This window comes from Bergeyella cardium (assembly GCF_009914665.1).
Lineage (GTDB): Bacteria > Bacteroidota > Bacteroidia > Flavobacteriales > Weeksellaceae > Bergeyella_A > Bergeyella_A cardium.
Genome location: NZ_CP029149.1, coordinates 588,308 through 614,169 on the forward strand (window position 1 = coordinate 588,308; position 25,862 = coordinate 614,169).

Sequence of the window (25,862 nt, forward strand, 5' to 3'; positions counted from 1 at the left end):
ACTACAAATATTAATGCGATGCTGCAGTATGATTTTTATCTTTTTTCTAACTAAAATTTACAAATTCCATATTTAACACTTATTCGATTTCTTTTTATTTATTCATTTAAAATAAAGCATTAAAAGCAATTCTGACGAACTTTTAAGCCCTCAACAATAATAATCAGAGGTAGAAATTCCATTTTAAAAACCTTATTTTACTTCCTGCAAAAATGTTTTTTTCTCAATACTAAATTCCATTCGGTTTTCGTTACCAACATATTTAGCAAATAGCACCTATAACTCAATACTCTTTACCTTATAGGCAGCCCACCCACTAAGGTGTGCAATGGAATGCATACAGTTAATTTACCTGTAACAGCTGCAATATTTATTACTTATAATGAATATTATTATATTTGTCCAATTTTAAAATTTAATACGATGTTAGAGAACAGACAACGCTACAGCGATGCCGATTTGCAGGAGTTCAAAGAATTGATATTAGAGAAAATAGAAAAAGCAGAAAATGACTTACATCTCATCCGCGAGAATTTCATCAACAACAAAAATAACGGTACAGATGATACCTCGCCAACCTTTAAAGCCTTTGAAGAGGGGGCAGAGACATTAGGTAAAGAACAAAATGCAATATTGGCAGGAAGGCAAGAGAAATTTATCCGAGACCTGAAAAATGCGCTCATAAGGATTGAAAACAAAACCTACGGAATATGCAGAGTAACGGGCACGCTCATCCCAAAAGAAAGACTAAGAGCTGTGCCCCACGCTACGCTAAGCATAGAGGCAAAAAATATGCAGAAATAACCCCCTCAAAACTATAATGAGGCTGGAGATGATTCCTAATTAATATCTCGTCTTCGCCTCATTTTCTGATTCTCATCAATGAAAAAAATAGTACTTATCACTTTTCTGATTCTATTAATAGATCAGGCTTCAAAAATTTATATTAAAACACATTTTCAAATCGGGGAGAGTATTCCCGTTTTCGGTTTAGACTGGTTCCGTATGACTTTTGTAGAAAACCCTGGTATGGCATACGGCGTACATTTTGGCGGTATGATAGGAAAGTATCTCCTCGTTATCCTCCGCCTGTGCCTCATTGGAGGGATGATACATCTGTTTAGAAAATGGCTGAAAGAAGGCGCATCAAACTACCTTATTATCCCAATGGCGATGATATTTGCTGGAGCTATCGGTAATCTTATCGATGGGATGTTTTACGGATTAATCTTCGACTCGGGAACAGTCTATGATGAAGAACTCGGAAGGTGGATGGACTACGGTGGAGTATCTCGGTTCGTACCTTTCGGGGAAGGCTATTCTTCCTTTATGAAAGGCTGTGTGGTAGATATGTGCCACTTCCCACTGGTAGATTGGGTAGCACCCGACGGCTTCCCCATCATTGGAGGAAAGCGCATAGAGTTCTTTAAATACATCTTTAATATTGCAGATTCTGCAATAACGGTAGGGGGAGTATTCCTCTTTTTATTCAGAAAGAAAGCATTTCCAAACGGCTTTGATTTATAGAAATCAGAGCCGTTTCGGTTTTATTGAGCCACGAGGAGGCTACACCCTCTCACATCCGAGTGGTCTACCCTACCCAGTATCTGGAAGCTATTATCCCCAAGGTTTTTGCCCAAATCCTGAGTTGCAATAAACGAGCAGGAATGCCTGTTGGCAAGGTCAATGATATTCACTGCTCCCGTACGCCCTTCTGAAATATAGGAAAATGGGTCTTCAAGATTTCGGATAAGGATGCGCATCCAGTTCGGAGATTTATAGACATTAGCACCGAGAGAATATGCCTGAGAGAGCAGCTCCGTCATAGAGTATTCGGAATAGATTTTCTCCGTAAGAAATCCTTTTTTCAGGATAGCGAGAAGCTCATCTTTGGTCATTTCTTCCTTGCGACCTTTCATCCCTCCCGTTTCTATTACAACTAATTCCGAATTCTGAGCAAGGGAAAAGCCTCCATTATCATTAATAAAATCAAGGAAATCCAAAAGGGCAAAACTCACCCCAAAGAGGATAATTTTTTTATTATTCATTCGCTTCAACAAGTCTAATAAATCCTTATGATTATAGAGAAAATAACCATTTTCTGGCTTGCTGGACTTCTGCATTAGATAATTGACCATATAGATAAGAGAGGAGTTCTCCCGCTCCAAGTAATTGGGAAGCAATCCCAAGAAAATATAATCCTCTGGTGAGCCTATAAACTGCTCAAAAGATTGATAGATACTCTCCTCATACAGGCTGAAATCTGCAATCCAATGTCTGGAAAGTGTTTGTATATTCGTGGTACCCGATGACTGAAAATACCTATCCGCAGCTTTGCTCTTATCCAAAATCTGATGGTTTTTAAACATCTCTATCGGCAGGAAAGGGATATCCTCAACCTCTCGTACATCAGAGGGGGAGATTTTAAGATAATCCACAAAGTCCTTATACACCGCCACGCTATTGTACTGATAATGGAAGGTCTCCAAGCAAGCCGACTTAAAGTCTTGATCCGTTTTTATATTAAAAATATCCTGCATTTATTCAAAGGTTTTCAGGTGAAAGGCTTTTCCATCAAAAACGCCATAGGTGAAGTAAGAAATCCAGTCGCCAAGGTTAATGTACTTCGCTGCGCCACCCTTAAGGTCTAAAACCATTGGAAGGTGGCGATGTCCATAGACGAAATAATCAAAATCCTCCGTCTCCAGCTTTTTATTGGAGTAGAGAATGAGGTATTCTTTATCCTCCCCGAGAAATTCCTTGTCCTCTTCGCCAGAGATGAGCTTATTTTTAGTGGATAGATAAGTCGCTATTCTCATTGCAATATCGGGGTGCAACCATCTGAACAGCCATTGGCAAAATGGGTTTGTAAAGACTTTCTTCATCCGCTTATAGCCTTTATCACCAGGACCGAGACCATCGCCGTGGGCAAGGAGGAATTTCTTACCAGAGATATCGCAAATCTGCTTTTGGAAGAAAACTGGTATCCCGAGCTCGGTCTGGAAGTAATCTCTCATCCATAGGTCGTGGTTCCCCACAAAGAAATAAATATCAATTCCCGAGTCTTTAAGTTCGGCTATCTTACCCAGCAGTCGGATGTAGCCTTTGGGCACTACGAACTTCCACTCGTGCCAGAAATCAAAGAGGTCTCCCATCAGGAAGAGCACTTGGCAATCGGTTTTAATTTCATCCAACCAGCGGATAAACCTCTCCTCTCGGGGTTTGCTTTTCTTTGGAGTAGGCGCTCCGAAATGCTGGTCGGAAGCAAAATACACCTTCTTGTTTTCCTCTAAAATAATGTGCATACTTTGGTGAATTAATTTTCATCAGCGAACCATTCCCCATAGGAATTATCGGTTTCGTGGAGTTTCAGATATGCGAGGCTCACCTCTGCTGGCAAGCGCTTCTCAATCTTTCTGGCGATTTCATAGAGCATATTCTCGCAAGTAGGCTGGAAATCGCAGTAGATTACCTTATGCCCCTGCTGCTCCAAATTCTTGCCCAGCTCCCGATGAGGCGAAAGCCCATTAACAAGCACAGAATGATCCCATACATCTACGATTTCTTCATTTACAATCTTCTTTATATCTCCGAAATCTACTACCATCCCATTCTTTGGGTTTTCCAAATCATTCACAGGCGCTCCCTTTATCGTTACAAAGAGCTTATACGAGTGCCCGTGCATATTCTTACACTTGCCATCATAATTGTAGAGAAGATGGGCAGTCTCAAAACTAAAAATCTTGGTTATACGAATCATTTTGCAAAGATAATTAACCGCAGCACGGCAGGCAACCACACCGTAGCAGCCACAGCGTGGCACCTTGCAGGTGGCGCACTTAGCCACAAACTAACCGCACACCGCCAACCGCCAATAGCTAAAAGCCAATAGCTATTTGCCATCTGCTAAAAAGAAGTACGGCACCCCAAATGGGGTGCCGTACAAATAAATACTAACAATTATAAAAACGCATTATGCACACAAGTGATAAAGTGCAAGGTTTCTATTTTCTTTCTTATCAGCTAATGGCTTTAAAATTCATCGCTGAGTTTATTATTCATTCTTAAAGCTTATTTATTGTTTAGGTTTAATGGGATATCTTGGCTAATTTCTATCGCCCGAGAGAGCGAGTCACCTTCGCTTTTCCAATTGTCCCAAAAAAACATTAATATATGATTTAAATAGCATTATAATAGATAGTTAAGTAGATTAATCAGGCAATAACTACGGGTGTATTAAGCACCTCAGTTCTTGGGGTTTTTAGAAAGACTTTCGAGGTATTGCTAAACTGCGTTGTGATGCTCAGCTCGTAGTTGCCGGCAGGGAGGCTGGCGGGGATAAGCACCAAAAGACGAGCGGGCTCATTAATCACAAGGTCGGTGAGCTTAGTCTTGGCCTTGGTGTCTATATTCGTGAGGTAGATGCCATTATCTGTGTGAGTACCTGCAACCTTGAGGTAAGTTCCCTTAATCTCTGCATTCTTGCCTTTGGTAAGGGTGCCATCGGTTTTGCCAGTGCTGAGGTCGGTAATACCGAAGATTGCCATTGGGCTGGATTGCTCTCCAAGAAATTCTACTTTGGTTTGAGAGATTGCCTTCCTTAGCTCTGCACCTTGATTAACATTTACATAGACGCTGTGCTTGTCCTTATCCCAAGTCCTATCGCGGAAGGCTCCCTTGATGGCTGGGCGCATTATCACGAGACCTGTATTCACTACATAGCCTTGGAGTACGAGCTCTGTGCTCTTGCGATTAAAGCGGGAGATGATGTCTATTGCCGTCTCCTCTTTTATCTCCATACCTTCTTTTTTGAGCTCTGCTACAATCTCTGCGATGCTTACGCTCCCTACGCTTGCGGGAACGCCTACAAAATCTGATGGGTCGCTGGTAAGAGGGTTGTCTCTTAGCCACGCTTTTAAAGTATTTTTCATTGTAATAATGTTTATTGGTTTATATATAATTCTTTATGTTTTCTTTTATAAAAGGGGGATTACTCCCCCTTGGGGTGTATTTATTAGTCTTTTATACAGCGGACGGGGTATCCATATTCTTTAGCATTTTCAAGATCACTAATTCCCATACCATCTCCTTCTAATGATGTTGTTGAATCCAATGCCTGTGGGATCTTAGCTAATGGATTTCTAAACTCTCTTGAAGCTAGACTGATTATGTAAGCAAAATCAGGTCTTTTTGACATATTTAACCACAAATAATTTCTATCACCATCCATTTCATTACTACGAAGTGCTATAACATGACTTGTAAGATTATTATCATACACTCCTACTCCAAAGCGATCTAATTCTAATGAAAAAGAGCCTCGTAATGGAGACATGAAGGTTGCAGACCCTGTAGTTCCATTTACAGATAACAGCAATTGTTCTATATCTGTCTCTGTAGGGGTATGCCAGCCACTTGGGCAAGGGTCTGTAAAGCTAGTAACTTTTGTTTTATACTCATACTGGTCATATCGCTTCCACGCATCGGTAGTAGTACCAGAAGGGAATTGAGCTAATGATGTATATTTGAATTCTCCTGCTCCACCATGAGGTTTAGGCTGAGTAGTATTCCAGTCTACTAGCTCATATCCATCAGCCTCTCTCCCCCATTGGAATACGGAGCCAAGCCCCCTATAATCTATTCCATCATTTGGGCTACGCCTTTCATAAGTCTGGTCATTACCAAAGTGCAAGTAGCTCGTAGCATCTGCATAGTAGGCTCCTAAGTTCTTATCTAGCCATACCTGCTGGTCGTATACCATCACCTTGCTATACACAAAGCGGTGCTCGTACTTATTCAAGCCTGGTGTTGCATAGTTATACTGCTTATCCTTTACTCCGCCTGTTGCCATTACTTTTAGATTAAATGGTTGAGTTGCGCTTGTGAGCTGTACTGGGATACTCGCAATCTCCTCATCTGCACTCCCTGCCTCTAATAGTGGTGCTAAGTATGGCGTAGGTTCTAAAACCTCTAATGTACCTGTAATCACATTGTAGAGATTTGGGTTGGTGTTTTTATGGAGTTTCCCTCCTGGTATCGTGAGTTTAAGGTTTCGCTGGTTTGCTCCTGTACCTATCGTTACCGTTTTGGTAAACTCACCAAACTCTCTACCATCGCCATTCTTATACGGTATCTTCACAGGAATTTTGTACTCGCTGTTGTCTATCTTACCCTGGTAAGTTTGGTTCGCTGGGCGTGGTCCCTGTACACTATTATCCTCCTTCCAAGAGAAAACATAAATACTGTGGTCTTGGAACTCTGCAAAGCCTACACCTATGCTATAGTTTTGCTCTACGGCATAGATGCCTACCTCCAATCTCGCCTTGATACTCCCTGGTTGGGGTTTTCCTTTTAGCGTATAGGTAACCACCTCTGAGGTGCCTGGAGCAACCGTTACATTGCTATTTTGAGAACCATCTATATCTACCGTCCCTGTGGGTCCTGGCGTTCCACTTGGGCCTGGTGCTGGTGTGTTGGTAATCGTAAGGGCAGAAGACAGGTCACCCGTCCATGCCGTAGCTCCATTATTGATGATAAGGAACTTCACTTTATGAGTACCAGAACCCGCAGGAATATCCACTCCTTGTTGGAAAACTCCTTCCCAACCTGCTCCCATCACCTGCATACTTACTCCTAATGGTGTAGAAGACCCCTTGCTTACACAGTTCCAATCATTTTGAGTAAAGATTTCCAAACACCTTTTCGTCAGGTTAAATATCATTGTACCTTCGGCTACATCCGTTTTGGTAAATTTATCCCTCTGCTCAGTCGTTAACTGAGGAAATAGCACTCCCTGCACTGAGGTCTCGGGTAATCCCGTGTGCCTTGCTATTTCCAAAGATGCCTTTGGCGTCTCTGTATTGATTCCGACTCTGCCATCGTACTCTGTCTGTGCACTGGCTAATATACTCATTAGCACCAGTGCTAAAGTCATTTTAAATCTCATATATCTATTATTTATGTTACTTCCTTGGGAATATTTGTTGAGCATAGAAACTGCAATTGGGTCGCCAGCCAAAGGCTGGCGACAATGTGCCTCCCTTCTCTCCACTCTTGTCTGATTTTGTTCTAAAAGAAGATTGACTAGCGCCTTGTCGCTCGCTTCGCTCGCGACTTTGCCTCCTGCATAAGCGAAAAAGTGAGAAGCAGGCAAACGCAAAAGCGCCGATAGGCGCGCGGGCAGAGCCCGCGCGCCTATCGGCGCTCTATATAGTCTTTTAAATAAGACTATATTTTGAAGGAAGGAAGGAAGGATAACAAATTATTGCACATACGCAAGTTTGCGTATGTGATATTTGTCATGTTTTGTATATTCCTTTTCATCCTTTTTTCATCTAATTGCGAGGCAAATATAAAACTTATTTTTTATCTGGCAATAGGGGGTAGGCTTTAAGCAGTAGGCAGTGCGTGGCAATTGGCGGTTAGCTTTTGGCTTTTAGCTGCTAGCTGGGGGTGGTTTGTTTGGGGTAAGTGCCTGCCGTGCTAGTGGCTAAGTCCATCGGCTGGTAGCCGTCACCGGCTACGGTGTAGTTGAGAATATTTTATCTTTACACAAAAAAAATAGGGAGCTATGCTATTGGATATGTTTTTTCCGAGAAGGTGCGTGGGCTGCAGTCAAATGATTGAAAGCGATAAAGCGGTGTGCGATGCCTGCTTAATGAATATTAGATTCTCTTATGATGATTTTGGAACAAAGAGCGAACTCTGGGCAAAGTGTAACCTGCTTTTCCCTTTGGAAAATGCTTTTGCACTGATGATTTTTGATGAGGTAGGATTAGGCAGGGAACTTATTCATCAGCTAAAATATGACGGCATAGAAAGCATTGGAAAAATCTTTGCAGACTGGACGGCTCAGAGGCTCAATTTCGGAGAAGACAAACCCGACTTGCTTGTAACCATCCCCCTACATCCAAAGAAACAAAGGATAAGAGGCTATAATCAGCTACATCTCTATGCGGAGGAGCTATCAAAGTTCTATGATATTCCGTTTGACCACCAAGCACTGAAGAGAGTTAAGTTTCAGAGAAAGGCGCAGGCAAAAAGAAATGCAGAAGAGCGGAAGATAAAAGGGCAAGCCTTCGCTTTGAATAAAGATATACGCGGGAAACATATCCTGCTGATAGATGATGTGATTACTACAGGAAATACAATGTCTGCCGCAGCGTGGGAGCTTCTGAAAAATGAGAACAAGCTGAGCATTCTGGTAATGGCAGTAGATTTATAAAAGCAAAAGCCGAAGACAAGTCTTCGGCTTTTGCACAGTATTCAAAATAATTATTTCAGCTTTTTCTTTACAGCTACTTGCTCATAAATTTCAAGCTGATCTCCGATTTCAATATCGTTATAACCTTTTAAGTTAAGACCACATTCGTAGCCTTTGGTTACTTCCTTCACATCATCTTTGAAACGCTTCAAGCTCTCGAGCTCGCCATCGTATTTCACAACGCCTTCTCTGAGGAGCCTTACTTTTGAGTTTCGGGTAACCTTTCCAGAGAGTACCATACAACCCGCGATGCTTCCCACTTTTGAGATTTTAAATACCTCACGGATTTCTACATTACCTATCACCTGCTCCTTGATTTCTGGAGAAAGCATTCCTTCCATCGCTTCCTTCACATCATCAATAGCATCGTAGATTACGGAATATGTACGGATTTCTATCTCTTCCTTATCTGCTAAGTCCTTAGCATTAGCTCCTGCACGAACATTAAAGCCAATAACTACAGCATCTGATGCAGTGGCGAGGAGAATATCGCTCTCGGTAATCTGACCTACTCCTTTGTGGAGGATATTGATCTGGATCTCCTCCGTAGAAAGCCTTTGAAGCATATCTGAGAGGGCTTCCACTGAGCCGTCAACATCTCCTTTGAGGATAATATTAAGCTCTTTAAAGTCTCCAAGTGCAATTCTTCGCCCAATTTCATCAAGGGTAAGATGCTTTTTAGTTCGGATACTCTGCTCTCTTTGTAGCTGAGAACGCTTGTTGGCAATAGATTTCGCTTCTTTCTCATCTTCAAATACTCTGAACTTATCACCCGCAGTAGGCGCCCCATCAAGCCCAAGAACGGTAACTGGCGTGGAAGGACCAGCTTCTTTCATCGCATGCCCTCTTTCATCAAGCATTGCTTTTACCTTACCGTGATTGGTTCCCGCAAGGATATAATCACCTATTCTGAGCGTACCTGCCTGAATAAGCATATTGGCAACATAACCTCTACCTTTATCAAGAGAGGCTTCTATAACTACTCCGTTTGCTGATTTATTAGGATTTGCTTTCAGCTCTAATAATTCCGCTTGCAGGAGGACTTTCTCGAGGAGTAAATCTACATTATTACCAAACTTGGCAGAAATCTCCTGAGACTGCACATTACCGCCCCACTCCTCTACAAGGATGTTGAGCGCAGAGAGCTGCTCACGGATTTTATCTGGATTAGCATTGGGCTTATCTACCTTGTTTATGGCGATAATCATAGGAACACCCGCTGCCTGAGCGTGAGAAATCGCTTCTTTGGTTTGAGGCATCACATCATCATCGGCTGCAATTACAATAATAACGATATCGGTAGCCTGAGCACCTCTGGCACGCATTGCAGTGAAGGCTTCGTGCCCCGGTGTATCGAGGAATGTGATTTTCTGACCATTATCTAACCTCACACTATACGCCCCAATGTGCTGAGTAATCCCCCCAGACTCACCTGCAATGACATTGGTTTTCCTGATATAGTCGAGAAGTGAAGTTTTACCGTGGTCTACATGCCCCATTACGGTAACCACTGGCGGACGAGGGAGTAAATCTTCTTCTCTGTCTGGCTCTTCGGTGGAAACTTCCTCTTCCAAGTCAGCATCCGAAAATTCTATTTTATAGCCGAACTCATCTGCTACGAGGGTAAGTGTATCGGCTTCCAAACGCTGATTCATCGTAACCATAACACCGAGCGAAAAACAAGCAGAGATAACCTCAGTAGGAGATACATTCATTAAACTCGCAAGCTCATTTACGGTAATATATTCGGTTACTTTCAGGGTTCTGTCCTGTGCTTCCAACTCTTGAAGATGCTCTTCCTGCTCTCTTCTAAACGAACGCTTCTCTCTTCTGTGCTTGGAAGTTTTAGACTTACCACCTTTATTGGTAAGTTTTTCCAGAGTTTCTTTTATCTGGTTTTTCACCTGCTCATCGGTAAGCTCCACAGGCATTACTCTCTCTTTTCTACCTTTTTTGTTTTTATTACCGCCTTGCTGGTTATTACCTCCCTGCCTATTGTTATTAGCTCCTCCCGATTGCTGACTCGGCTGCTGGGCAGGTTTTTCTATTCTCTTTCTCTTTTTCTTTTTATTGGCAGAAGCCCCTGCTGCCGATGGCTTAGGCTTATTCTCAAACTGAGAAAGGTCTATCTTCTCACCAACGATTTTAGGACCATCTAATTTCTGGTACTGAGTAACCACTTGCTCAGGCTTTTCAAACTCTACCTGAGTAATTTCCTCTTTCTGAGGTTTTGCTTCCTCTTTTGGTTCTGCTTTTTTAGAGGCTGGTTCAGGAGCTTTTTTCTCCTCTTTTTTCTTTTTCTCTTTTGCAGGAGCAGGCTTTTCTTCTTTCTTAGCCGATTTAGGTTTTGGCGATTCTAATTGAGTTAAATCAATTTTATCCAAAACATTGAGCTTAGACTTAGGTTCGTCTTTCGGCTCTGATTTAGTTTCAGCTTCTGGCTGAGGTTCTTCAATCTCCACAGGCTGCTCTTTTTCTTTGGAAGAGGTAAGGTCTATCTTCCCTAAGACTTTTGTCTCAGGTTTAAAATCTGCTTTTGCCTTTATTACCTCTGGTTTCTCAGGTTCTATTTCCAATTTTTCTTCCGGTACTTTGGAAATAACCACCTCGTGAGACGCCTTTCTTTGCTCGCTATCTTTTGCAAATTCGGCTTTCAGTGCAGCATAAGCATCCTCTTCCAATTGTGCGTTGGGGTTGTTCTCTACTTCAATACCTTTCTGAGCAAGAAATTCCACTACTCTATGGATTGAAATATTAAACTCCTTTACCGCTTTGTTTAATCTAATTTTTGGCATTTATTATTGAATACTTTTTTCTGTACTAAAGAGTACGATTTATTTTACTAATCTTATTTTTAAACAGGTTAATACTTTTATGAAAGAATTAATCTTCAAATTCTGCTCGGAGGATTTGTTTTACCTCTTCTATGGTTTCTTCTTCGAGATCTACGATGTTTGCCAGTGCATCTGTATCTTTATCTAAGACACTCTTAGCGGTTTCAAGACCTATTTTCTTGAATTCATCTATAATCCACTCTTCTATTTCATCTTTAAACTCATCAAGAGCCACATCATCATCTTCGCTGGTTTCTCTGTACACATCTATGGTATAGCCTGTAAGCTCAGATGCAAGGCGAATATTTACTCCTCTTCTACCGATAATTTTGGAGATTTCTTCCACAGGAGCATAGACCATCACGCTATTTTCATCGTCATTAACCTCTATTTTGTTGATGGACATATTCCCCAACGCTCTCTTGATATATACTTCTGGGTCTTTTGACCATTGGATGACATCTATATTCTCATTTCTAAGCTCTCTTACTACGCCGTGTATTCTTGAACCTCTTACCCCTACGCAAGCTCCTACTGGATCTATTCTGTCGTCTAATGCATCTACGGCTACTTTTGCTTTCTCTCCCGGTTCGCGTACGGAAGCTCGGATATTGATAGTCCCGTCCTGTATCTCTGGGATTTCAAATTCCAAGAGCCTGTCAAGGAAGGTTGGTGAAGTTCTGGAAACGGTAATCTGTGGTTTCGCTCCTTTAAAATCTACGCTTTCTACAATAGCTCTGATGCTTTCTCCTTTTTTGAAGAAGTCAGATGGAATTTGCTTTTTCTGAGGGAGGATAAACTCGTTTCCTTCATCATCTAAGAGTATAATATGCGTCTTTCTTATATGGTGCACTTCTCCGATAACGATTTCTCCTAATCTCCCCTCAAATTCTTTATAAAGCATCGCGTTATTATGCTCTTGGAGTTTTCCAGAGAGGATTTGTTTCAGAGTAAGGATATTCCTCCTTCCGAGCTGCTCAATAGGGATTTCTACCGTATATTCCTCACCAACTTCAAAGGTTGGGTCTATTTTTTTAGCTTCTGATATTTCAATTTCAAGGTCATCATCTTCAGACATTTGGTCTTCTACAATGGTTTTATTGAGGAAGATTTGGAAGTCTCCTTTGTCTGGATTCACAACTACATCAAAGTGGTCATCAGAATCATATCTTTTTCTTAACAAGGTTTTAAGGGAGTCTTCTATTATCGCCATCAGGTCTATCTTGCTTATCCCTTTTTCTTCTTTAAAATCCCCGAAGGAATCTATAAGTGCAATATTATTCATTCAAAGTGTATTTAAAATTTAATTACAATCAATGCTTTTTTTATTTCTGAGAGAGGAATAGTTCTTTCTTCCTCTACATCTATTTTTCCTTTTCCTATGTCTTTAGGTTTGCGGTATCTCAGTAGAAGGGTTACCGAAGTAGCGTCTGTACGAAGAAGTTCTCCTTTCAGTTTTTCGCCTTCATTAAAGGTGATTTCCACCTCTCGCCCGATATTTTTCTGATACTGACGCAGCTGGGTGAGAGGCTCTGTAAGCCCAGCAGACATTACTTGCAGGGAAAAGTCCTGCTCCTCTCTATCCAGGTTATTTTCTACGGCTCTGCTCGCATCCAGGCAGTCTTGAATGGAAACTCCTTTGTCGCCATCTAAGATAACTGTGATATCATTAGCTGCAGAGATTTTAAGGTCTATCAAAAACAAGTCTTCTCTCGTTTGGAGGAAGCTGTTGAGTAATTCTTCTACTTTCTCTTTAAACATCATCAATCCTTAGCTGTTTTAACTTCAAGGTACGAAAAAAGGCTTTTCAAAAAAGCCTGTCCATCTATCCCCGAAAAAATCTGGCGCAAAGATAAATGTTTTTTTGAGAAATGCAAATTATTTATTAACCAAGCTTTATAAAATGAATAAATTACATTACTTTTGCTCACTGAGCTTTGCGTAAATAAAGTCTTTTGTCAAATACTAAAATCAAAAACAATGAAATATTTCTTAATACTTTTAGCCTCTTTTTCTTTGGCAATAACCTCTTGTCAGCACACCAATGAAGCGCCTTCTAATGAAATTTCAACCGAAATCCCAAAGGAAGAAAAACCAAAACTCAAACTAACCGAAGTGGGCTTTAAAGGTAAGATAAACGCTGGGGAAAGCCTGCAAATAGATGGAGAATTTAATCTTAAGTCCCCCGTCCAGCATTTTAACCTCTCTCTCATCTCCAAAGAAACAAAAGAAGTAGCTCTTTCTCAGGATATAGCCTATTATTCTGGCATTGCACAATCCATATTCAGTGAGCATATTTTTATCCCCTCAGACTTTAAGGCGGAGCTCTATGATGTAGTTGCTAATATAACCGACAAAGAAGGAAATACAGAAACCTCTACCAAAGAGCTAAGCATAGCTCCTCCTCTGTTTAATATGACGGTGAATAGTCTCGGCGAGCAAGGCAAAGGCTACACAGGGAAAGATTTTAATATAAATGCAAGTGTAAAAGCTAATGACAGAATTATAAAAGAGATGAGAGTAGAAATCATCTCCAAACAAACACACAGCAAGCGAATAGATACTTCCTTTAAAGACTATAAAGGCAAAACCGAAATCTCCTTTAATGAAAACATACCTATACCACAAGATTTCCCAAAAGGTGAGTACTATATCATTATTATAGCCTATGACCTTAACGGTGGCTATACCTATTTTGAAAATATACTTCCTTTCTATTAAGCTAGGCAGTAAGCTAATAGGTAAAACTACTCTTAAAAATTTAAGTTAAACATCTTAAGTAACTCTAAAACTACTGATTTGCTCGGCGAAGATAGAGGATAACCGCAAGAGGAGTGAAAACGATGTTGGGAAGCCACATTGCGAGGAGTGGCGGTAGGGTATCATTCTCGGCAACGACTTTGAGTGCCTCAAAAGAGAAGACGAAAATAAAAGCGAGCGCAATGCCTATCGCGAGATTGAGACCGATGCCCCCGCGCCGCTTCTCGGAGGAGAGGGACAATGCGAGGATGGACAGGATGATGATAGATGCCGGCATAGAGGTACGCTGGTGGAGCTCTACGAAGTAGGGATTGATGTCTTTATTCCCCTTGCTAAGCTCCTGTTCTATAAGGCTGAGGAGCTCGGGAGTGGTGCGCGTCTGCCCCAACAGCCCATCTGGGAAGAGCTCTTCGGGAGTGTGCCCATAATCTACCCACTTGACATCACCGTTGTAGATTTTTTCCTTGTCCTTTGGTGCTTCTTTGCGCTCGAGGTAGCCATTGAGGGCGAATTTCTTCTTCTTTTCATCCCACTTAATATTATTGGCAACTACTTGGTGAATGAGCTTATTGTCTTTATTAAACTTCTGATAAGTAAAGCCCGTGCCGTCTTTCTCCTTGCGGCTATAGTTATTGATAAAGATATATTCATCCTTAGAGAGCTTGGTAGCTATCTGCACATTACCGAGGAATTTATCCCGATTCATAGCGCTGTAGGTATAGGCTTCCAGCTTGTTTTTCTTGGCATTTGCCCAAGGGAGGATGTAGTGATTAAAGCCCAAAGTAACCAGCCCGAGGAAGATTGATGCGATGAAATACGGCCTTGCAAACCGATGAAAACTCGCTCCACTGCTGATAATGGCAACGATTTCGGTATTATTTGCCATCCGTGAAGTGAAGATAATAATGGATACGAAGACCAATATGGACATAAAAGTGAGGAGGAGATAGACCATCCAATACGGATAATAATTAAGAAGAAAGAAATTGACGGTAAAGCCATTACTCTCTATCCTTGGGGATTTCTGCTGTACATCTATCACCACTACGATGATGGAGAGGAGCAAGAGCATAAAGCCCAGCGTCCCGAAGAATTTCTTAATGATATATCGGTCTATAATCTTCATCGTTTAGAGTCTGCTCTTTAAGATTGGGATAATGCCCTCCTTCCACTCATAGAAGTCGCCCGCGAGGATATGCTCCCTTGCGACCTTCACCAAATCGAGATAAAAAGCGAGGTTGTGGATAGAGGCAATCTGCTTGCCAAGATATTCCTTAGCGGAGAAGAGATGCCTTACATAGGCTTTGGAATACTCCTGATCTACAAAGCTGGCTCCCAACTCATCAAGTGGAGAGAAGTCATTTTTCCATTTTTCATTTTTAATATTCATTACCCCTTGCCAAGTGAAGAGCATTCCATTTCTGGCATTGCGGGTAGGCATTACGCAGTCCATCATATCCACGCCCAAGCCTATACTCTCCAAGATATTCCAAGGAGTACCTACACCCATCAGGTATCGGGGCTTGTCTTTTGGGAGGATATCGGTAACCTCATCGGTTATTCGGTACATTTCCTGCTCGGGTTCGCCTACGGAAAGTCCTCCAATAGCATTACCTTCGGCACCTTGCTCGGAGATAAACTCCGCTGAAATCTTCCTTAAATCCGAATAAACAGAACCCTGAACGATAGGGAAAAGCTGTTGTTTATGTCCATAGATTTCGGGATTATTTTTCGTCCATTCTATACATCTTTTCAGCCATCTGTGGGTCATTTCCATCGATTTCTTTGCAAGGTTGTACTCGCAAGGGAAAGGGGTACACTCATCAAACGCCATAAAGATATCCCCACCGATTTGTCTTTGTATCTCCATAGACTTTTCGGGAGAGATGAAGTGGTAGCTACCGTCTATATGGGACTTGAACTTCACGCCCTCTTCGGTCATTTTCCTCGTATCGGAAAGTGAGAAAACTTGATAGCCCCCAGAATCGGTAAGTATAGGCCTGTCCCAGTTCATAAACTTGTGAAGCCCACCCGCCTGCTGCATAATCTCCATACCAGGGCGAAGATAGAGGTGGTAGGTATTCCCAAGGATAATCTGAGCTTTAATATCTTCTTTGAGCTCTCTTTGATGAACAGTTTTTACAGAAGCTACGGTGCCCACAGGCATAAAAATAGGGGTCTGTATCTGCCCGTGATCGGTAGTAATAACCCCTGCTCTTGCTTTGCCCGTAGTATTTTGTTTTACTTCAAAGAATTTCATTATCTGAATCTATTATTTAAGTAGGTTATTTAAGGTCTTTGCCCTCTTAAAAAGGAAGGCAAAGATAAGATTAGTTTTCTATTATCGCTTTATTCGCTTAGGCTTTTTGGCTTCTTCCTCTGCCTTTTGTTTTTTTATTTCTTCCTGTGCTTGGTTGTAGAGGCTGTCGTCTGACTCATAAGTTTTCGGGCTATAATTAGGTGTATCGAGGAAGATGTCTTGCCACTTGATGAGCCTGTCCGTCGTATTCCAATTAAAATCTGGGAAGAATCTTTTTTCCTTAGAGATAAGACTCATCGGGTAGGTTTCCATATTCGCACCGATATTGCAGGAAATAATCTGCACTCTTCTCTCCTCAAAGTTGGCATCAATCTCACCACAGGTAGAGAGTGTAATCCCTATTCGCTCCTTTTGGTTGGTCTTTTTGTTTACATCATCTGCATAGGTAATTGCTTGTGCATTTCCAATGACCTTCGCTTGCTTAATATCATTATTCTGATACTCTACGAGCATATATCGCCCCTTTACTTGGTCAAATTCATCTTTATTGTTTAGAGAATCTGATTTGCTGATGGCAAAGGCATTACCTATAACTTTTAGTGAATCTATATGCTCATTGGTGGTATCAAAATAGGCTTCAATCTTATCTCCCGTGATTTGCTTCTCCCCACTCCAAAGAATGGGTTTATCGAACAGATGGAGTATGCCATCGGTTTCATTAAAGGCTAATGAATCTGCTCTGCCCTGAGCATTAGACTTGAAAAATCTTGCTTTTTTATAAGCCCTCAGAAAACTTTTCTTCTTATACGGATTTACAGAATCTGGCTTCTGGAAAGAGATAAACCGCTCTGCTGAGAAATACATCGTATCATTGGTGAGAATTTTAACGGCGTAGGGTTTTCCTGTAATCATCGCTGAGTCTTTCCTCTGATAAATTTCTCCGTATCCTCCTTTTATGTATCGATTTTCGTTTGGGTCGTCTAAGGTTACATTGCCCTTCCCCGTACCATAACCTGTAGAGCGGTTGAAGTAGAGCTTATCCCCCGTTAGTTTCTTGCTATTATAATATATAATAGAGTTTTTGTTTAGGAAGACCTCGTTTGTATTCTGATTGAAATGCCCCTGCTCGGTATAGAGCCTGTTGCGAGGGTTTGCCTTATCATAAATCGTGGTGGCACCAGAGAAATAAGCGATATTCGTTAGCTGATTCTGCTTGATATTTGCGCCTTCTACGGTGTATTGAGGATTATCTATACGCACATTTCCAGTAAAGTCTATCACCTTTGAATTTACATCATAGGTAGCGGTATTGGTATACATCTTACTGCCCTGATTATCGGTAATAGTACCTCCAGTATTAAAGTATGCCTGATTGCTCTTCCTGTCGTAATAAAGTATATCGGTAGTAATGGTCTGCTTAGGGTCTGTAAGCACTACATTTTTCCTTGCAATGCCCCGCTCTGTATTCCCGTCGTATTCCATTTCATCTGCGGTAATGACGGAGCCATCGGCATTTTGTAGCTTCACATTACCATAGGCTTTTACGAAGTTTTCCTCGCTATAGAGTACTACTTCATCTGCTGTGAGTACAGAGCCGTTATGAGAAAAATTCACATTTCCAGAAAAGAAAGGGTTTCCAGAATATTTATCTTTCTCTACTCCAAACTTGTCCGAATGATTATGCTTTATCTTCTCTGCCTGCTCTGGATTAGCCGATTTTTCAGGTGTAAAGAAAGTATCTTTGGTCAGCTTTTCCTGACTTTGGAAGCCTCCATACCCAAAAAAGAAAAGAAATATGATAACGAAATACTTCATATAACAATATAAAAAGGTACAACGCACAAAATACGATGTACCTTATATTCCTCAATTAAATTTAATTAATCTTCCTTTCTCTTTCCATAAAAATACAGGGAATGGCTTGATATCTCCACACCAAAAGTCTCTTCTATGGACTGCTTGATTGCCTGAATTCTCGGGTCACAGAACTCGATAATTTCCTCAATCTCCCTTTTCCCTCCTTTTTTGTAGAGGATAAGGTGGTCGTGCTGCTTATCAAAATAAGATTTCTCATAAGAAGCAATAGTTGCCGTTTTCTCACCAAACTGATGCTTACGGATAAGCCCTGCTTCCAAAAAGATTTCAATTGTATTATAGATGGTCGCTTTGGATACATGATACTTCTTCTTCATCATCAGAAGATAGAGGTCATCTACATTAAAATGGTCATCAAATTTGTAGATTTCTTCCAGTATCGTGTATCTTTCCGGTGTATTTCTATAGCTTTTTTCTTTAAGATACTGCCTTAGAACATCTTTGATTAGCTCAATGTTTGATTCCTTTTGTTTTAGTTCCATATTCAATTATTTAGATTGCAAAAATATTGAATTTAAAATAATTATTAAAACAAATAAAAATTATTTCTCATCGTACCCCTCTCCTTCTTTTATTAAAGACTCATCAATCCTTTATTCTTTTTGTATTTTTGCCGAGATAAACCGACTAAAAATGAATTTAAAACTCCATAAACCCCTTTGTATTTTTGATTTGGAAACTACAGGAACTGACATTTCCAAAGACAGAATTGTAGAAATCTGCATCTTAAAAGTAAACCCAGACGCCTCCCGAGAGAGCAAAACCTGGCTCATCAACCCTGAAATGCACATCCCAGAAAAAGCAAGTGAAGTACACGGGATTTATGATGAAGATGTAGCCGATAAACCCACCCTCAAAGACATTGCCCCACAAATAATGCAAATGCTCTCAGGAGCAGATTTAGGAGGGTTCAACTCCAATAGGTTTGATGTACCTCTACTCGCCGAAGAGCTCCTGAGAGTGGGGATAGATTTTGACCTCTCAAAAATAAAATTGGTAGACGCTCAGGTCATCTACCACAAAATGGAACCCCGAAACCTCAGCGCTGCCTATAAATTCTACTGCAATAAAAACCTTGAAAATGCACACTCCGCCGAAGCAGACACCCTTGCTACCTTTGAGATTTTAGATGCCCAAGTCGAGAAATATCAGGATATCCCTAACGACATCAGCTCGCTGAGCGAAATCTCCTACCATAATAAATTTGCCGACCTCGCAGGAAATATTATCTATAACGAAAACGGCGTAGAGGTCTTTAATTTCGGGAAATATAAAGGACAGCCCGTAGCCGAAGTCTTTAAAAAAGATATTGGCTACTATGGCTGGATTCAGAATGCCGACTTCCCTCGATACACCAAAAAAGTCTTCACAGCGATACAGCTGAAATCAAAGTTTTAGCCCCCATAGTCAGTAAAGAGGCAGCCACTCGCGTGGCAAGCATAGCTTCCAGCTAAGGGACTTATCCACTCGCGTGGCAGACACAGCTTCCAGCTGAGGGACTTATCCACTCGCGTGGCAGACACAGCTTCCAGCTGAAGGACTTATCCACTCGCGTGGCATTCACAGCTTCCAGCTGAAGGACTTATCCACTCGCGTGGCAGACACTTATATCGTAGCTGGTGGGGCGATTGTTTTTAAGTGCTCCCCACGCAGTAGGCTTGGGTGGAGCTGGAAACGCTGCAATCTTCCTCCAATGAAACCCAAGTGGAGCTAGAAACAGTGTTTCTTCTTCCAATGAAACTTAAGTGAAGCTAGAAACGCTCGAATTTTCTTCCGATGAGAAAAATATTGACAAGATTCACGCGAATTTTCCTCCAATGAAAAAAATATTGACAAGATTCACGCGAATTTTCTTCCGATGAAAAAAATATTGGCAAGATTCACGCGAATTTTCCTCCAATGAAAAAAATATTGACAAGATTCACGCGAATTTTCTTCCGATGAAAAAAATATTGGCAAGATTCACGCGTTTCTTCCTCCGATGAGAAAAATATTGACAAGATTCACGCGTTTCTTCCTTCAATGAGAAAAATATTGACAAGAATCACGCATTTCTTCCTCTATTTCTGCTAAGGGAGTATTATAAACCACTCTCCTTAATCTCCTCACTGAAAAATTTAGGGGCAAGGATTTATAAACCCTTGCCCCTTTATATAAAATATTATGGATACTCACGAACTATTTATCCTTTTTATTCTTTGAAAACCACTGAACGCCACATTCGAGGAATTTCTTGAAATCCTCCTTCTCCATATAGCCAGAGACTGGGGTATTGATGACCTTCCCGTCTGGTGTGATGAGGACATAGTGTGGCTGTGAGTTGTTCTCAAAATTCACTTGCTGAAACATACTCCACTTATCACCAATGGTCTTGATTTTTTTCATCTGCCCACCACCTATATCTATTTTGGTTTGCTCAGCTTCAGGGAGAGGCTCTTTGTCGTCCACATAAAGGGACGCGAGGATGAGTTCATTTTGAAGAATCGGGAGGATATCGGGCTCTGACCATACGAACTCCTCCATCTTTCGGCAGTTTTCGCAGCCATATCCTGTAAAGTCTAAGAGCACAGGCTTGTTCTCTTTCTTGGCGATTTCCATTGCCTCGAAGAAATCGTGGGAAGGGTGCATCCCGAGTATTCCGTCTTTCTCATCATAGAAATAGCTCACATTAAGCGGAGGAAGAATCCCACTGAGGAGGGAGAGCTTTGGTCTTTCCGATGGCACAAGCCCCTGCACGAGATAAACCAAAAAGCCGATGCTCAAGAGCCCGAAAGCCTTTCTCCCATTAGAGATTTTCTCGTTCTTATTATCGTGAGGGAATCTTATCAACCCAAAAAGATAGAGGACTAAACCAAGGGTAATGATAATCCACAAAGCGATGAAAAGCTCCCTTTTGAGGAGGAAGATTTTTGAAACTAAATCTGCCTTGGAGAGGAATTTTAGCGCCAGCCCGAGTTCTATAAATCCAAGTACTACTTTTACGGTATTCATCCACCCGCCAGACTTTGGAAGCGCTTGAAGCGCCTGTGGGAAAAGCGCCAATACCCCAAACACAATAGCCCAAGAAAGCCCGAAGCCCGCCAGTGCAAAAGTGAGGAGCATAGGGACATTTGCAGAGCCTGTAACGGCACTTCCCAAGAGCGAACCGAGGATAGGTCCCGTGCAGGAGAACGATACAATCACTAAGGTAAGTGCCATAAAGAAAATACCGATAATACCGCCTGCTTCTTCTGCTTTGGAGGACTTATTAGCGATGGAACTCGGCAGCGTGATATTATAATAACCAAAGAAGCTGCCCGCAAAGAAAATAAAGATGATAAAGAATGCGAGATTGAGCCATACATTGGTGGAAATCTCATTAAAAATATTCCCTGCGATACCGTCTATAAGGTGGAAAGGTACGCTGAGGAGTACGAAGATGAGCAGGATAAAGAACCCATAGAGCAGGGCATCTCTTCTGCCCTTTGCTTTGTCCTTCGCTGCTTTTGTAAAGAAGGAAACCGTAAGGGGAATCATCGGGAAGACGCAAGGTGTAAGCAAAGCGATAAGCCCACCTACAAAACCGAGGAAAAGGTAAGTCCAATAATTCTCCTCACCAGAGACTACGGCTTCAGCACCACAATCGGCTTGAGGGTTTTTATAATCAAGGCTCTCTATTTTCAAGTTTTTAGGGTCTAATGGAGTAGTTAGCTCTTGCTTCTGAGGTTCTTCTACGGTATTTTCCGTTGTTTGAGTTTCGGCAGGATGAAGCTCATCGGTTTTTGGGGTTGCTTCCTCTGCTTGGGAGGGAGCTTCTACAGCGCTGAGCTTTGAAGAAAACTCGAGGGTATTGGGAGCAAGGCAGACTCTATCATTACAAGTCTGATAGGTAATCTCCGCAACTACATCTGTGGGTTTGGTTTTATCTTTTAGCTTAAATTTCTGTTTAAACACCGCCGTATTGGAGTAATAGACAATAGTTCCTCCAAATGCATCGGAATACTCTTCTATCTTTTTACCTACTTCTACAAACTTGCCTGTGGGGAGTACATTCGCCCCAGAAATGATGTATTCGGTAGGGATTCCTGTATCTTCGGGGATGTCTTTGGAGTAAATATGCCAGCCGTTCTCCATAGTTGCAGAGAGTACTGCCTCATACTGCTCATTGCCGAGCTCTTTTACTTCAAATTTGAACTTCACAGGGTTCTTTACCTGTGCATTTGCTATTACCCCAACGAAAAACAGGGCGTATAAAAACCATTTTCTAAGCATATATGTCTTGTTTGAGTTTAATCGTATTAAGTTTATTTATCAATATATTTAAGATTCATTATCATTAATAATCCTCACTTCTCTTTGTGGGAATGGGATATTGATTCCTGCTTTATCAAGCGCTATTTTTATCTCCTCTTGGAGGCTTTGGAATGCAGGGTGATAATCTTTCCTTGCTGCCCACGCTTGCACAGTAAGATTTACAGAACTGTCTGCTAACTCGCTTACGAATATAACAGGTACGGGGTTCTCTTTTATTCGGCTATCATTTTGGAGTACTTTTAAGATGATATCTCTGGCATCTTTTATATTGGCAGAGTAATCTATCCCTATGGTATATTCTATTCTTCGCTGAGTAATTTTAGTAAAATTCCTTATCACCGAATTTGCAAGGGTACCATTGGGGCTGAATACTTTTAAGCCCTGATTGGTGGTAAGGGTAGTATAGAGCAGGTCTATTTTCTCTACCGTACCTTCTGTGCCTGCATTGTTTTCTATATAATCTCCCACTTCAAACGGACGGAAAAGCAGGATAAGCACCCCTCCTGCAAAGTTGGAAAGCGAGCCCTGTAATGCCAAGCCTGCTGCGAGTACCAATCCCGAAAATGCACCGAGGATAGCCGTAGTCTGGAAACCTAAATTAGACGCTACCACCAGGATAAGCAGTGCATAGAGTGTAAATTTGATAATAGAAGTGAGGAAGCCACGAAGTGATGGATCTACATTTCTCTGCTCAAAACGGTTTTTGAGGATTTTAAGGAAGGTCCTGATAACAAAAAGCCCAACCACAAGCCCCAAACCCGCTCGTATAGCATCTGGAATAAAATCGATTACCCAGCCGATAAGCTTCTGAATATATAAGGTAAGGTCTGTAACCGAATTGGAAATCTCATTGCTAATATTCTCAGGTTTTATTTGCTCTAAAACCTGTTCCTTTTTATCCAACAGTGAGGGTTCGGTTGCTTTGATTATAGAATCTTCTAACATATACAGTATTGATTTGTGCAAAAATAATAAACCCCCTCGCTAATCTCTAATATTTAACAGATTTTGTGTTTCTTCGCGTGCCTGCTTCCTGCGGTCTTGCCTGTGGGGGATTATCCCTAAAACCTCAGCATCTGCATCTGTGAGTATCCAAATCCTTTGCTTTTCTATAGTGGAGAGCTTCTCATCTTTGAAGAATTTTGAAACCTTTTTTCTACCCTTCATCCCTGTGGGAAAGAATATATCTCCTGTATTTTTTCGTCTGAGTTTTAATGGGAATTTAACTCTGTGGGCATCAAATTTCCAGAGAAAAGCAGGCAAAGGCTCATCAATATAATCTGAAATACAAATGGTATTGGTATGTGCAGCATCCTCTATCACAATCTCGTGAATCTCCTGCTTGTGGGCATCATTCCTCTCCTGTAAGATAAGTTCATCTCGGTTGATAAAAAGGTAATGGCTCCCAGAGATGAAAACAGCTCCCGTTTGAGAACTAAAAATTTTCTCTATTTCGGTTAAGTTTTCAAAGCCGAAGTTTTTGAGGATTTCAAACTGTACAAAAGGGCTTTCCTCCACAAGTTTGGTTTTATTGATAACAATATCCCCTCTATCGGTATGGGATAAGCCATTAAAAACCTCATCAACTTTCCCTTCTGCAAAAGTTTTAGCTTGGCTGAGCAGATGCAGAGACTTATTAAAATTATTGAGAAAATGAGGGCTAAGCTCACTGAGGAGTGGGGAGATATGGTTTCTTATTTTATTCCTCAGATAGTCATCTTTTTTATTGGATTTATCTTCTCTGTAAGGGATTGAGCACCGCTCAGCATAATCATAAAGCTCCTCTTTTGTGAAATTGAGCAGTGGGCGGAGGATATTTTCCCCTTTTGAAGGGATGCCACAAAGCCCCTTAATACCCGAACCACGAGAAAGATTGATAATAAAAGTTTCCAACTGGTCGCCCAAATGATGCGCCGTAACCAAGTAATCTATCCTATGCTCTTCTAAAAGACTGTAGAAAAACCTGTACCTGAGCTCCCTTGCCCAGAGCTGAATAGAGCCGCTTGCAGGCTTACCATCTCCATTAGATACACTATATAGATATACAGGAATATTCTTTTCTTGGCAGAATGCCTCCACAAGCTGCTGGTCAAGATTGGAATCCTCTCCGCGAAGATGATAATTGATATGTGCCACAAAAAGCTGAGCCCCTCCCTGAAAAACCTCAGCAAAGAGAGAGGCAAGCACCATAGAATCTACCCCACCGCTCACGGCGAGGAGGTATTTCTTCTCCCGAAAATCTACACAAAGGCGCTCGAGTTCGGCTTTAAATCTCTCAATACTTAGCACAGGATTTATTTCTTAAAATATTTTAAAGTTTAGCAAAGATAGGTATCTTTTAAAAATGAATTTGTACTTTTGACCGCAATTAAAGGCAGTATCTGCCCAAAAATCCATTATAAAATTTAAATCTTTATAGCAATGAAAGTAATGAAATTCTTAGCCATTGGAGCAATGGCACTGGGGTTAATGAGCTGCGTGAGCAAAAAGCAGTACGACAGCCTTAACCAAAACTACAAGCAAAGCCTTGAAAACCTCGCCGAAAGACAAAGGGAGATTCAGGAGCTTAGAGGGCAAAATGCTGGGCTCGCAAGTGAGAACAGCCTGCTGAAAAGCCAAAACGACGCCCTTAAATCTTCACTCGATGCCTGCCTTTCCAACACTGGAAAGTCTTCTGCGAATATCGACAAGCTGGTGGGAGAAATCAACGCATCTAACGCGTACATCAAACAGCTCATCGCATCCAATTCGAGAAACGACAGTTTAAATCTCGCACTGTCTAACAAACTGAAACGAACACTGGACAATGTAGCCGACAAAGATGTAGAAGTAAAAGTACTGAAAGGCGTGGTAATGATTTCCCTCTCCGACAAAATGCTCTACCAAGTGGGCAAATATGATGTACTCCCAGCAGCACAAGAAGTACTCGGCAAAGTGGCAAGGGTAATCAACGACTATGATACTTACAGCGTATTGATTGAAGGAAATACCGACAACACACCGCTCAACTCCTCCAATGTACCAAAAGACAACTGGGAGCTCTCCGCACTAAGGGCAACCTCCGTAGCGAAGATTCTCCAAACTCAGTTCGGCGTAAATCCTAACAGAATTACCGCTGGCGGACGAGGAGAGTTTAACCCTAAAACAACCAACGCATCCGTTTCTGGCAGAGCCGAAAACCGTAGAACAGAAATCATCATAATGCCAAAACTGGATGAATTTATGAAGCTAATGAACATAGCTCCCGTGAAGAAATAACTTTTTCATCTCTATACAGGAAGTCCTGAAACAAATGTTTCAGGATTTTTTTTGGGGTCAGAGAGGGTCAAAGACCACTTTTTTGTGGTCTGAGACCACTTTTTTGTGGTTCAGAACTCCTTTTTTATAGTCTGAGACCACTTTTTTCCGGTTCAGAACTCCTTTTTTATAGTCTGAGACCACTTTTTTCCGGTTCAGAACTCCTTTTTTGTGGTTAGGAACCAGAAAATTTAGGTTAAGAACCTAAAAATTGATAAAAAACAGTAAGATTTTTGCTAAAATGATAATCTCGACTTTTTATTTAGCTGGAGCTACCTCC

Annotated in this window: 22 protein-coding genes; 6 read left to right on the forward strand and 16 right to left on the reverse strand. The window is 41.3% G+C overall.

Going from position 1 to position 25,862, the window contains the following annotated elements; genetic code table 11:
• Nucleotides 1–423 precede the first annotated feature (423 nt).
• Both DBX24_RS02700 and DBX24_RS02705 read left to right on the forward strand, forming a co-directional pair.
• The gene (locus DBX24_RS02700) at nt 424–804 is read left to right on the forward strand and encodes a TraR/DksA family transcriptional regulator (RefSeq protein WP_120488504.1); all 381 of its coding nucleotides are present in this window, start codon (nt 424–426) and stop codon (nt 802–804) included.
• Between the two features lie 78 nt (nt 805–882).
• Nucleotides 883–1,527 (forward strand): lipoprotein signal peptidase, encoded by a 645-nt coding sequence (locus DBX24_RS02705; RefSeq protein WP_120488503.1) that lies wholly within the window; start codon nt 883–885, stop codon nt 1,525–1,527.
• A 20-nt stretch (nt 1,528–1,547) separates the two neighbouring features.
• Here DBX24_RS02705 and DBX24_RS02710 read toward each other — a convergent pair whose 3' ends face one another.
• The 5 genes from DBX24_RS02710 to DBX24_RS02730 all read right to left on the reverse strand — a co-directional run bounded on the left by DBX24_RS02710 (nt 1,548) and on the right by DBX24_RS02730 (nt 7,051).
• Nucleotides 1,548–2,540: a LuxE/PaaK family acyltransferase gene (locus DBX24_RS02710; RefSeq protein WP_160223911.1), complete on the reverse strand. Its 993-nt coding sequence runs from the start codon at nt 2,538–2,540 to the stop codon at nt 1,548–1,550.
• Nucleotides 2,541–3,305: a UDP-2,3-diacylglucosamine diphosphatase gene (locus DBX24_RS02715; RefSeq protein WP_120488501.1), complete on the reverse strand. Its 765-nt coding sequence runs from the start codon at nt 3,303–3,305 to the stop codon at nt 2,541–2,543. It abuts the gene before it with no gap.
• 11 nt (nt 3,306–3,316) lie between these two features.
• A complete protein-coding gene (locus DBX24_RS02720; RefSeq protein WP_120488500.1) occupies nt 3,317–3,760 on the reverse strand; it encodes a 6-pyruvoyl trahydropterin synthase family protein in 444 nt (147 codons plus the stop codon).
• Between the two features lie 454 nt (nt 3,761–4,214).
• Nucleotides 4,215–4,931 (reverse strand): DNA-binding domain-containing protein, encoded by a 717-nt coding sequence (locus DBX24_RS02725; RefSeq protein ID WP_160223912.1) that lies wholly within the window; start codon nt 4,929–4,931, stop codon nt 4,215–4,217.
• Nucleotides 4,932–5,014: 83 nt separating this feature from the next.
• Complete coding sequence (locus DBX24_RS02730; protein WP_160223913.1) at nt 5,015–7,051, reverse strand: phage tail-like protein; 2,037 nt, start codon at nt 7,049–7,051, stop codon at nt 5,015–5,017.
• A gap of 567 nt (nt 7,052–7,618) precedes the next feature.
• Between DBX24_RS02730 and DBX24_RS02735 the strand changes: the two genes are divergently transcribed.
• A complete protein-coding gene (locus tag DBX24_RS02735) occupies nt 7,619–8,224 on the forward strand; it encodes a ComF family protein (protein WP_374210824.1) in 606 nt (201 codons plus the stop codon).
• A gap of 50 nt (nt 8,225–8,274) precedes the next feature.
• Here DBX24_RS02735 and infB read toward each other — a convergent pair whose 3' ends face one another.
• The 3 genes from infB to rimP all read right to left on the reverse strand — a co-directional run bounded on the left by infB (nt 8,275) and on the right by rimP (nt 12,861).
• Complete coding sequence (gene infB / locus DBX24_RS02740) at nt 8,275–11,058, reverse strand: translation initiation factor IF-2 (RefSeq protein ID WP_160223914.1); 2,784 nt, start codon at nt 11,056–11,058, stop codon at nt 8,275–8,277.
• Between the two features lie 88 nt (nt 11,059–11,146).
• Nucleotides 11,147–12,382 (reverse strand): transcription termination factor NusA, encoded by a 1,236-nt coding sequence (nusA, locus tag DBX24_RS02745; RefSeq protein WP_120488495.1) that lies wholly within the window; start codon nt 12,380–12,382, stop codon nt 11,147–11,149.
• 11 nt (nt 12,383–12,393) lie between these two features.
• On the reverse strand, nt 12,394–12,861 hold the full coding sequence (gene rimP, locus DBX24_RS02750; RefSeq protein ID WP_160223915.1) for a ribosome assembly cofactor RimP: 468 nt from the start codon (nt 12,859–12,861) through the stop codon (nt 12,394–12,396).
• 216 nt (nt 12,862–13,077) lie between these two features.
• Between rimP and DBX24_RS02755 the strand changes: the two genes are divergently transcribed.
• Nucleotides 13,078–13,818: a DUF4625 domain-containing protein gene (locus DBX24_RS02755; RefSeq protein ID WP_160223916.1), complete on the forward strand. Its 741-nt coding sequence runs from the start codon at nt 13,078–13,080 to the stop codon at nt 13,816–13,818.
• 70 nt (nt 13,819–13,888) lie between these two features.
• Here DBX24_RS02755 and DBX24_RS02760 read toward each other — a convergent pair whose 3' ends face one another.
• The 4 genes from DBX24_RS02760 to DBX24_RS02775 form a co-directional block, all read right to left on the reverse strand.
• Complete coding sequence (locus tag DBX24_RS02760) at nt 13,889–14,983, reverse strand: LptF/LptG family permease (protein WP_160223917.1); 1,095 nt, start codon at nt 14,981–14,983, stop codon at nt 13,889–13,891.
• Between the two features lie 3 nt (nt 14,984–14,986).
• Nucleotides 14,987–16,117 (reverse strand): tRNA guanosine(34) transglycosylase Tgt, encoded by a 1,131-nt coding sequence (gene tgt / locus DBX24_RS02765; RefSeq protein ID WP_160223918.1) that lies wholly within the window; start codon nt 16,115–16,117, stop codon nt 14,987–14,989.
• Nucleotides 16,118–16,198: 81 nt separating this feature from the next.
• Complete coding sequence (locus DBX24_RS02770) at nt 16,199–17,932, reverse strand: OstA-like protein (protein ID WP_160223919.1); 1,734 nt, start codon at nt 17,930–17,932, stop codon at nt 16,199–16,201.
• Nucleotides 17,933–17,997: 65 nt separating this feature from the next.
• Nucleotides 17,998–18,474, reverse strand: a complete 477-nt coding sequence (locus DBX24_RS02775) for a Fur family transcriptional regulator (protein WP_120488489.1) — start codon at nt 18,472–18,474, stop codon at nt 17,998–18,000.
• 151 nt (nt 18,475–18,625) lie between these two features.
• On the opposite strand from DBX24_RS02775, the gene DBX24_RS02780 reads away from it, so the two are divergent.
• Nucleotides 18,626–19,390: a 3'-5' exonuclease gene (locus DBX24_RS02780; protein WP_160223920.1), complete on the forward strand. Its 765-nt coding sequence runs from the start codon at nt 18,626–18,628 to the stop codon at nt 19,388–19,390.
• 184 nt (nt 19,391–19,574) lie between these two features.
• Here DBX24_RS02780 and DBX24_RS02785 read toward each other — a convergent pair whose 3' ends face one another.
• From DBX24_RS02785 to tilS, 4 genes are all read right to left on the reverse strand, one after another.
• Complete coding sequence (locus DBX24_RS02785; protein WP_160223921.1) at nt 19,575–19,727, reverse strand: hypothetical protein; 153 nt, start codon at nt 19,725–19,727, stop codon at nt 19,575–19,577.
• Between the two features lie 443 nt (nt 19,728–20,170).
• Nucleotides 20,171–22,243 carry a protein-disulfide reductase DsbD family protein gene (locus DBX24_RS02790; RefSeq protein ID WP_160223922.1) on the reverse strand — a complete coding sequence of 691 codons (2,073 nt, stop codon included), beginning with the start codon at nt 22,241–22,243 and terminating at the stop codon, nt 20,171–20,173.
• A 48-nt stretch (nt 22,244–22,291) separates the two neighbouring features.
• Nucleotides 22,292–23,230, reverse strand: coding sequence for a mechanosensitive ion channel family protein (locus DBX24_RS02795; protein WP_160223923.1), 939 nt, complete (start codon nt 23,228–23,230; stop codon nt 22,292–22,294).
• A 39-nt stretch (nt 23,231–23,269) separates the two neighbouring features.
• Nucleotides 23,270–24,574: a tRNA lysidine(34) synthetase TilS gene (tilS, locus tag DBX24_RS02800; RefSeq protein ID WP_160223924.1), complete on the reverse strand. Its 1,305-nt coding sequence runs from the start codon at nt 24,572–24,574 to the stop codon at nt 23,270–23,272.
• Between the two features lie 132 nt (nt 24,575–24,706).
• Between tilS and DBX24_RS02805 the strand changes: the two genes are divergently transcribed.
• The gene (locus tag DBX24_RS02805) at nt 24,707–25,543 is read left to right on the forward strand and encodes an OmpA family protein (protein WP_160223925.1); all 837 of its coding nucleotides are present in this window, start codon (nt 24,707–24,709) and stop codon (nt 25,541–25,543) included.
• Nucleotides 25,544–25,862: the final 319 nt, after the last annotated feature.

Excerpts from the sequence above, each read along its gene's own strand:
- DBX24_RS02790 (WP_160223922.1), bottom strand. The coding sequence starts at position 22,243 with ATGCTTAGAAAATGGTTTTTATACGCCCTGTTTTTCGTTGGGGTAATA.
- DBX24_RS02735 (WP_374210824.1), top strand. The coding sequence starts at position 7,619 with ATGATTGAAAGCGATAAAGCGGTGTGCGATGCCTGCTTAATGAATATT.
- DBX24_RS02755 (WP_160223916.1), top strand. The coding sequence starts at position 13,078 with ATGAAATATTTCTTAATACTTTTAGCCTCTTTTTCTTTGGCAATAACC.
- DBX24_RS02720 (WP_120488500.1), bottom strand. The coding sequence starts at position 3,760 with ATGATTCGTATAACCAAGATTTTTAGTTTTGAGACTGCCCATCTTCTC.
- tgt (WP_160223918.1), bottom strand. The coding sequence starts at position 16,117 with ATGAAATTCTTTGAAGTAAAACAAAATACTACGGGCAAAGCAAGAGCA.
- DBX24_RS02780 (WP_160223920.1), top strand. The coding sequence starts at position 18,626 with ATGAATTTAAAACTCCATAAACCCCTTTGTATTTTTGATTTGGAAACT.
- DBX24_RS02805 (WP_160223925.1), top strand. The coding sequence starts at position 24,707 with ATGAAAGTAATGAAATTCTTAGCCATTGGAGCAATGGCACTGGGGTTA.
- DBX24_RS02700 (WP_120488504.1), top strand. The coding sequence starts at position 424 with ATGTTAGAGAACAGACAACGCTACAGCGATGCCGATTTGCAGGAGTTC.
- DBX24_RS02705 (WP_120488503.1), top strand. The coding sequence starts at position 883 with ATGAAAAAAATAGTACTTATCACTTTTCTGATTCTATTAATAGATCAG.
- DBX24_RS02795 (WP_160223923.1), bottom strand. The coding sequence starts at position 23,230 with ATGTTAGAAGATTCTATAATCAAAGCAACCGAACCCTCACTGTTGGAT.
- DBX24_RS02715 (WP_120488501.1), bottom strand. The coding sequence starts at position 3,305 with ATGCACATTATTTTAGAGGAAAACAAGAAGGTGTATTTTGCTTCCGAC.
- DBX24_RS02760 (WP_160223917.1), bottom strand. The coding sequence starts at position 14,983 with ATGAAGATTATAGACCGATATATCATTAAGAAATTCTTCGGGACGCTG.
- DBX24_RS02770 (WP_160223919.1), bottom strand. The coding sequence starts at position 17,932 with ATGAAGTATTTCGTTATCATATTTCTTTTCTTTTTTGGGTATGGAGGC.
- nusA (WP_120488495.1), bottom strand. The coding sequence starts at position 12,382 with ATGAATAATATTGCACTTATAGATTCCTTCGGGGATTTTAAAGAAGAA.
- infB (WP_160223914.1), bottom strand. The coding sequence starts at position 11,058 with ATGCCAAAAATTAGATTAAACAAAGCGGTAAAGGAGTTTAATATTTCA.
- DBX24_RS02725 (WP_160223912.1), bottom strand. The coding sequence starts at position 4,931 with ATGAAAAATACTTTAAAAGCGTGGCTAAGAGACAACCCTCTTACCAGC.
- rimP (WP_160223915.1), bottom strand. The coding sequence starts at position 12,861 with ATGATGTTTAAAGAGAAAGTAGAAGAATTACTCAACAGCTTCCTCCAA.
- DBX24_RS02775 (WP_120488489.1), bottom strand. The coding sequence starts at position 18,474 with ATGGAACTAAAACAAAAGGAATCAAACATTGAGCTAATCAAAGATGTT.
- DBX24_RS02710 (WP_160223911.1), bottom strand. The coding sequence starts at position 2,540 with ATGCAGGATATTTTTAATATAAAAACGGATCAAGACTTTAAGTCGGCT.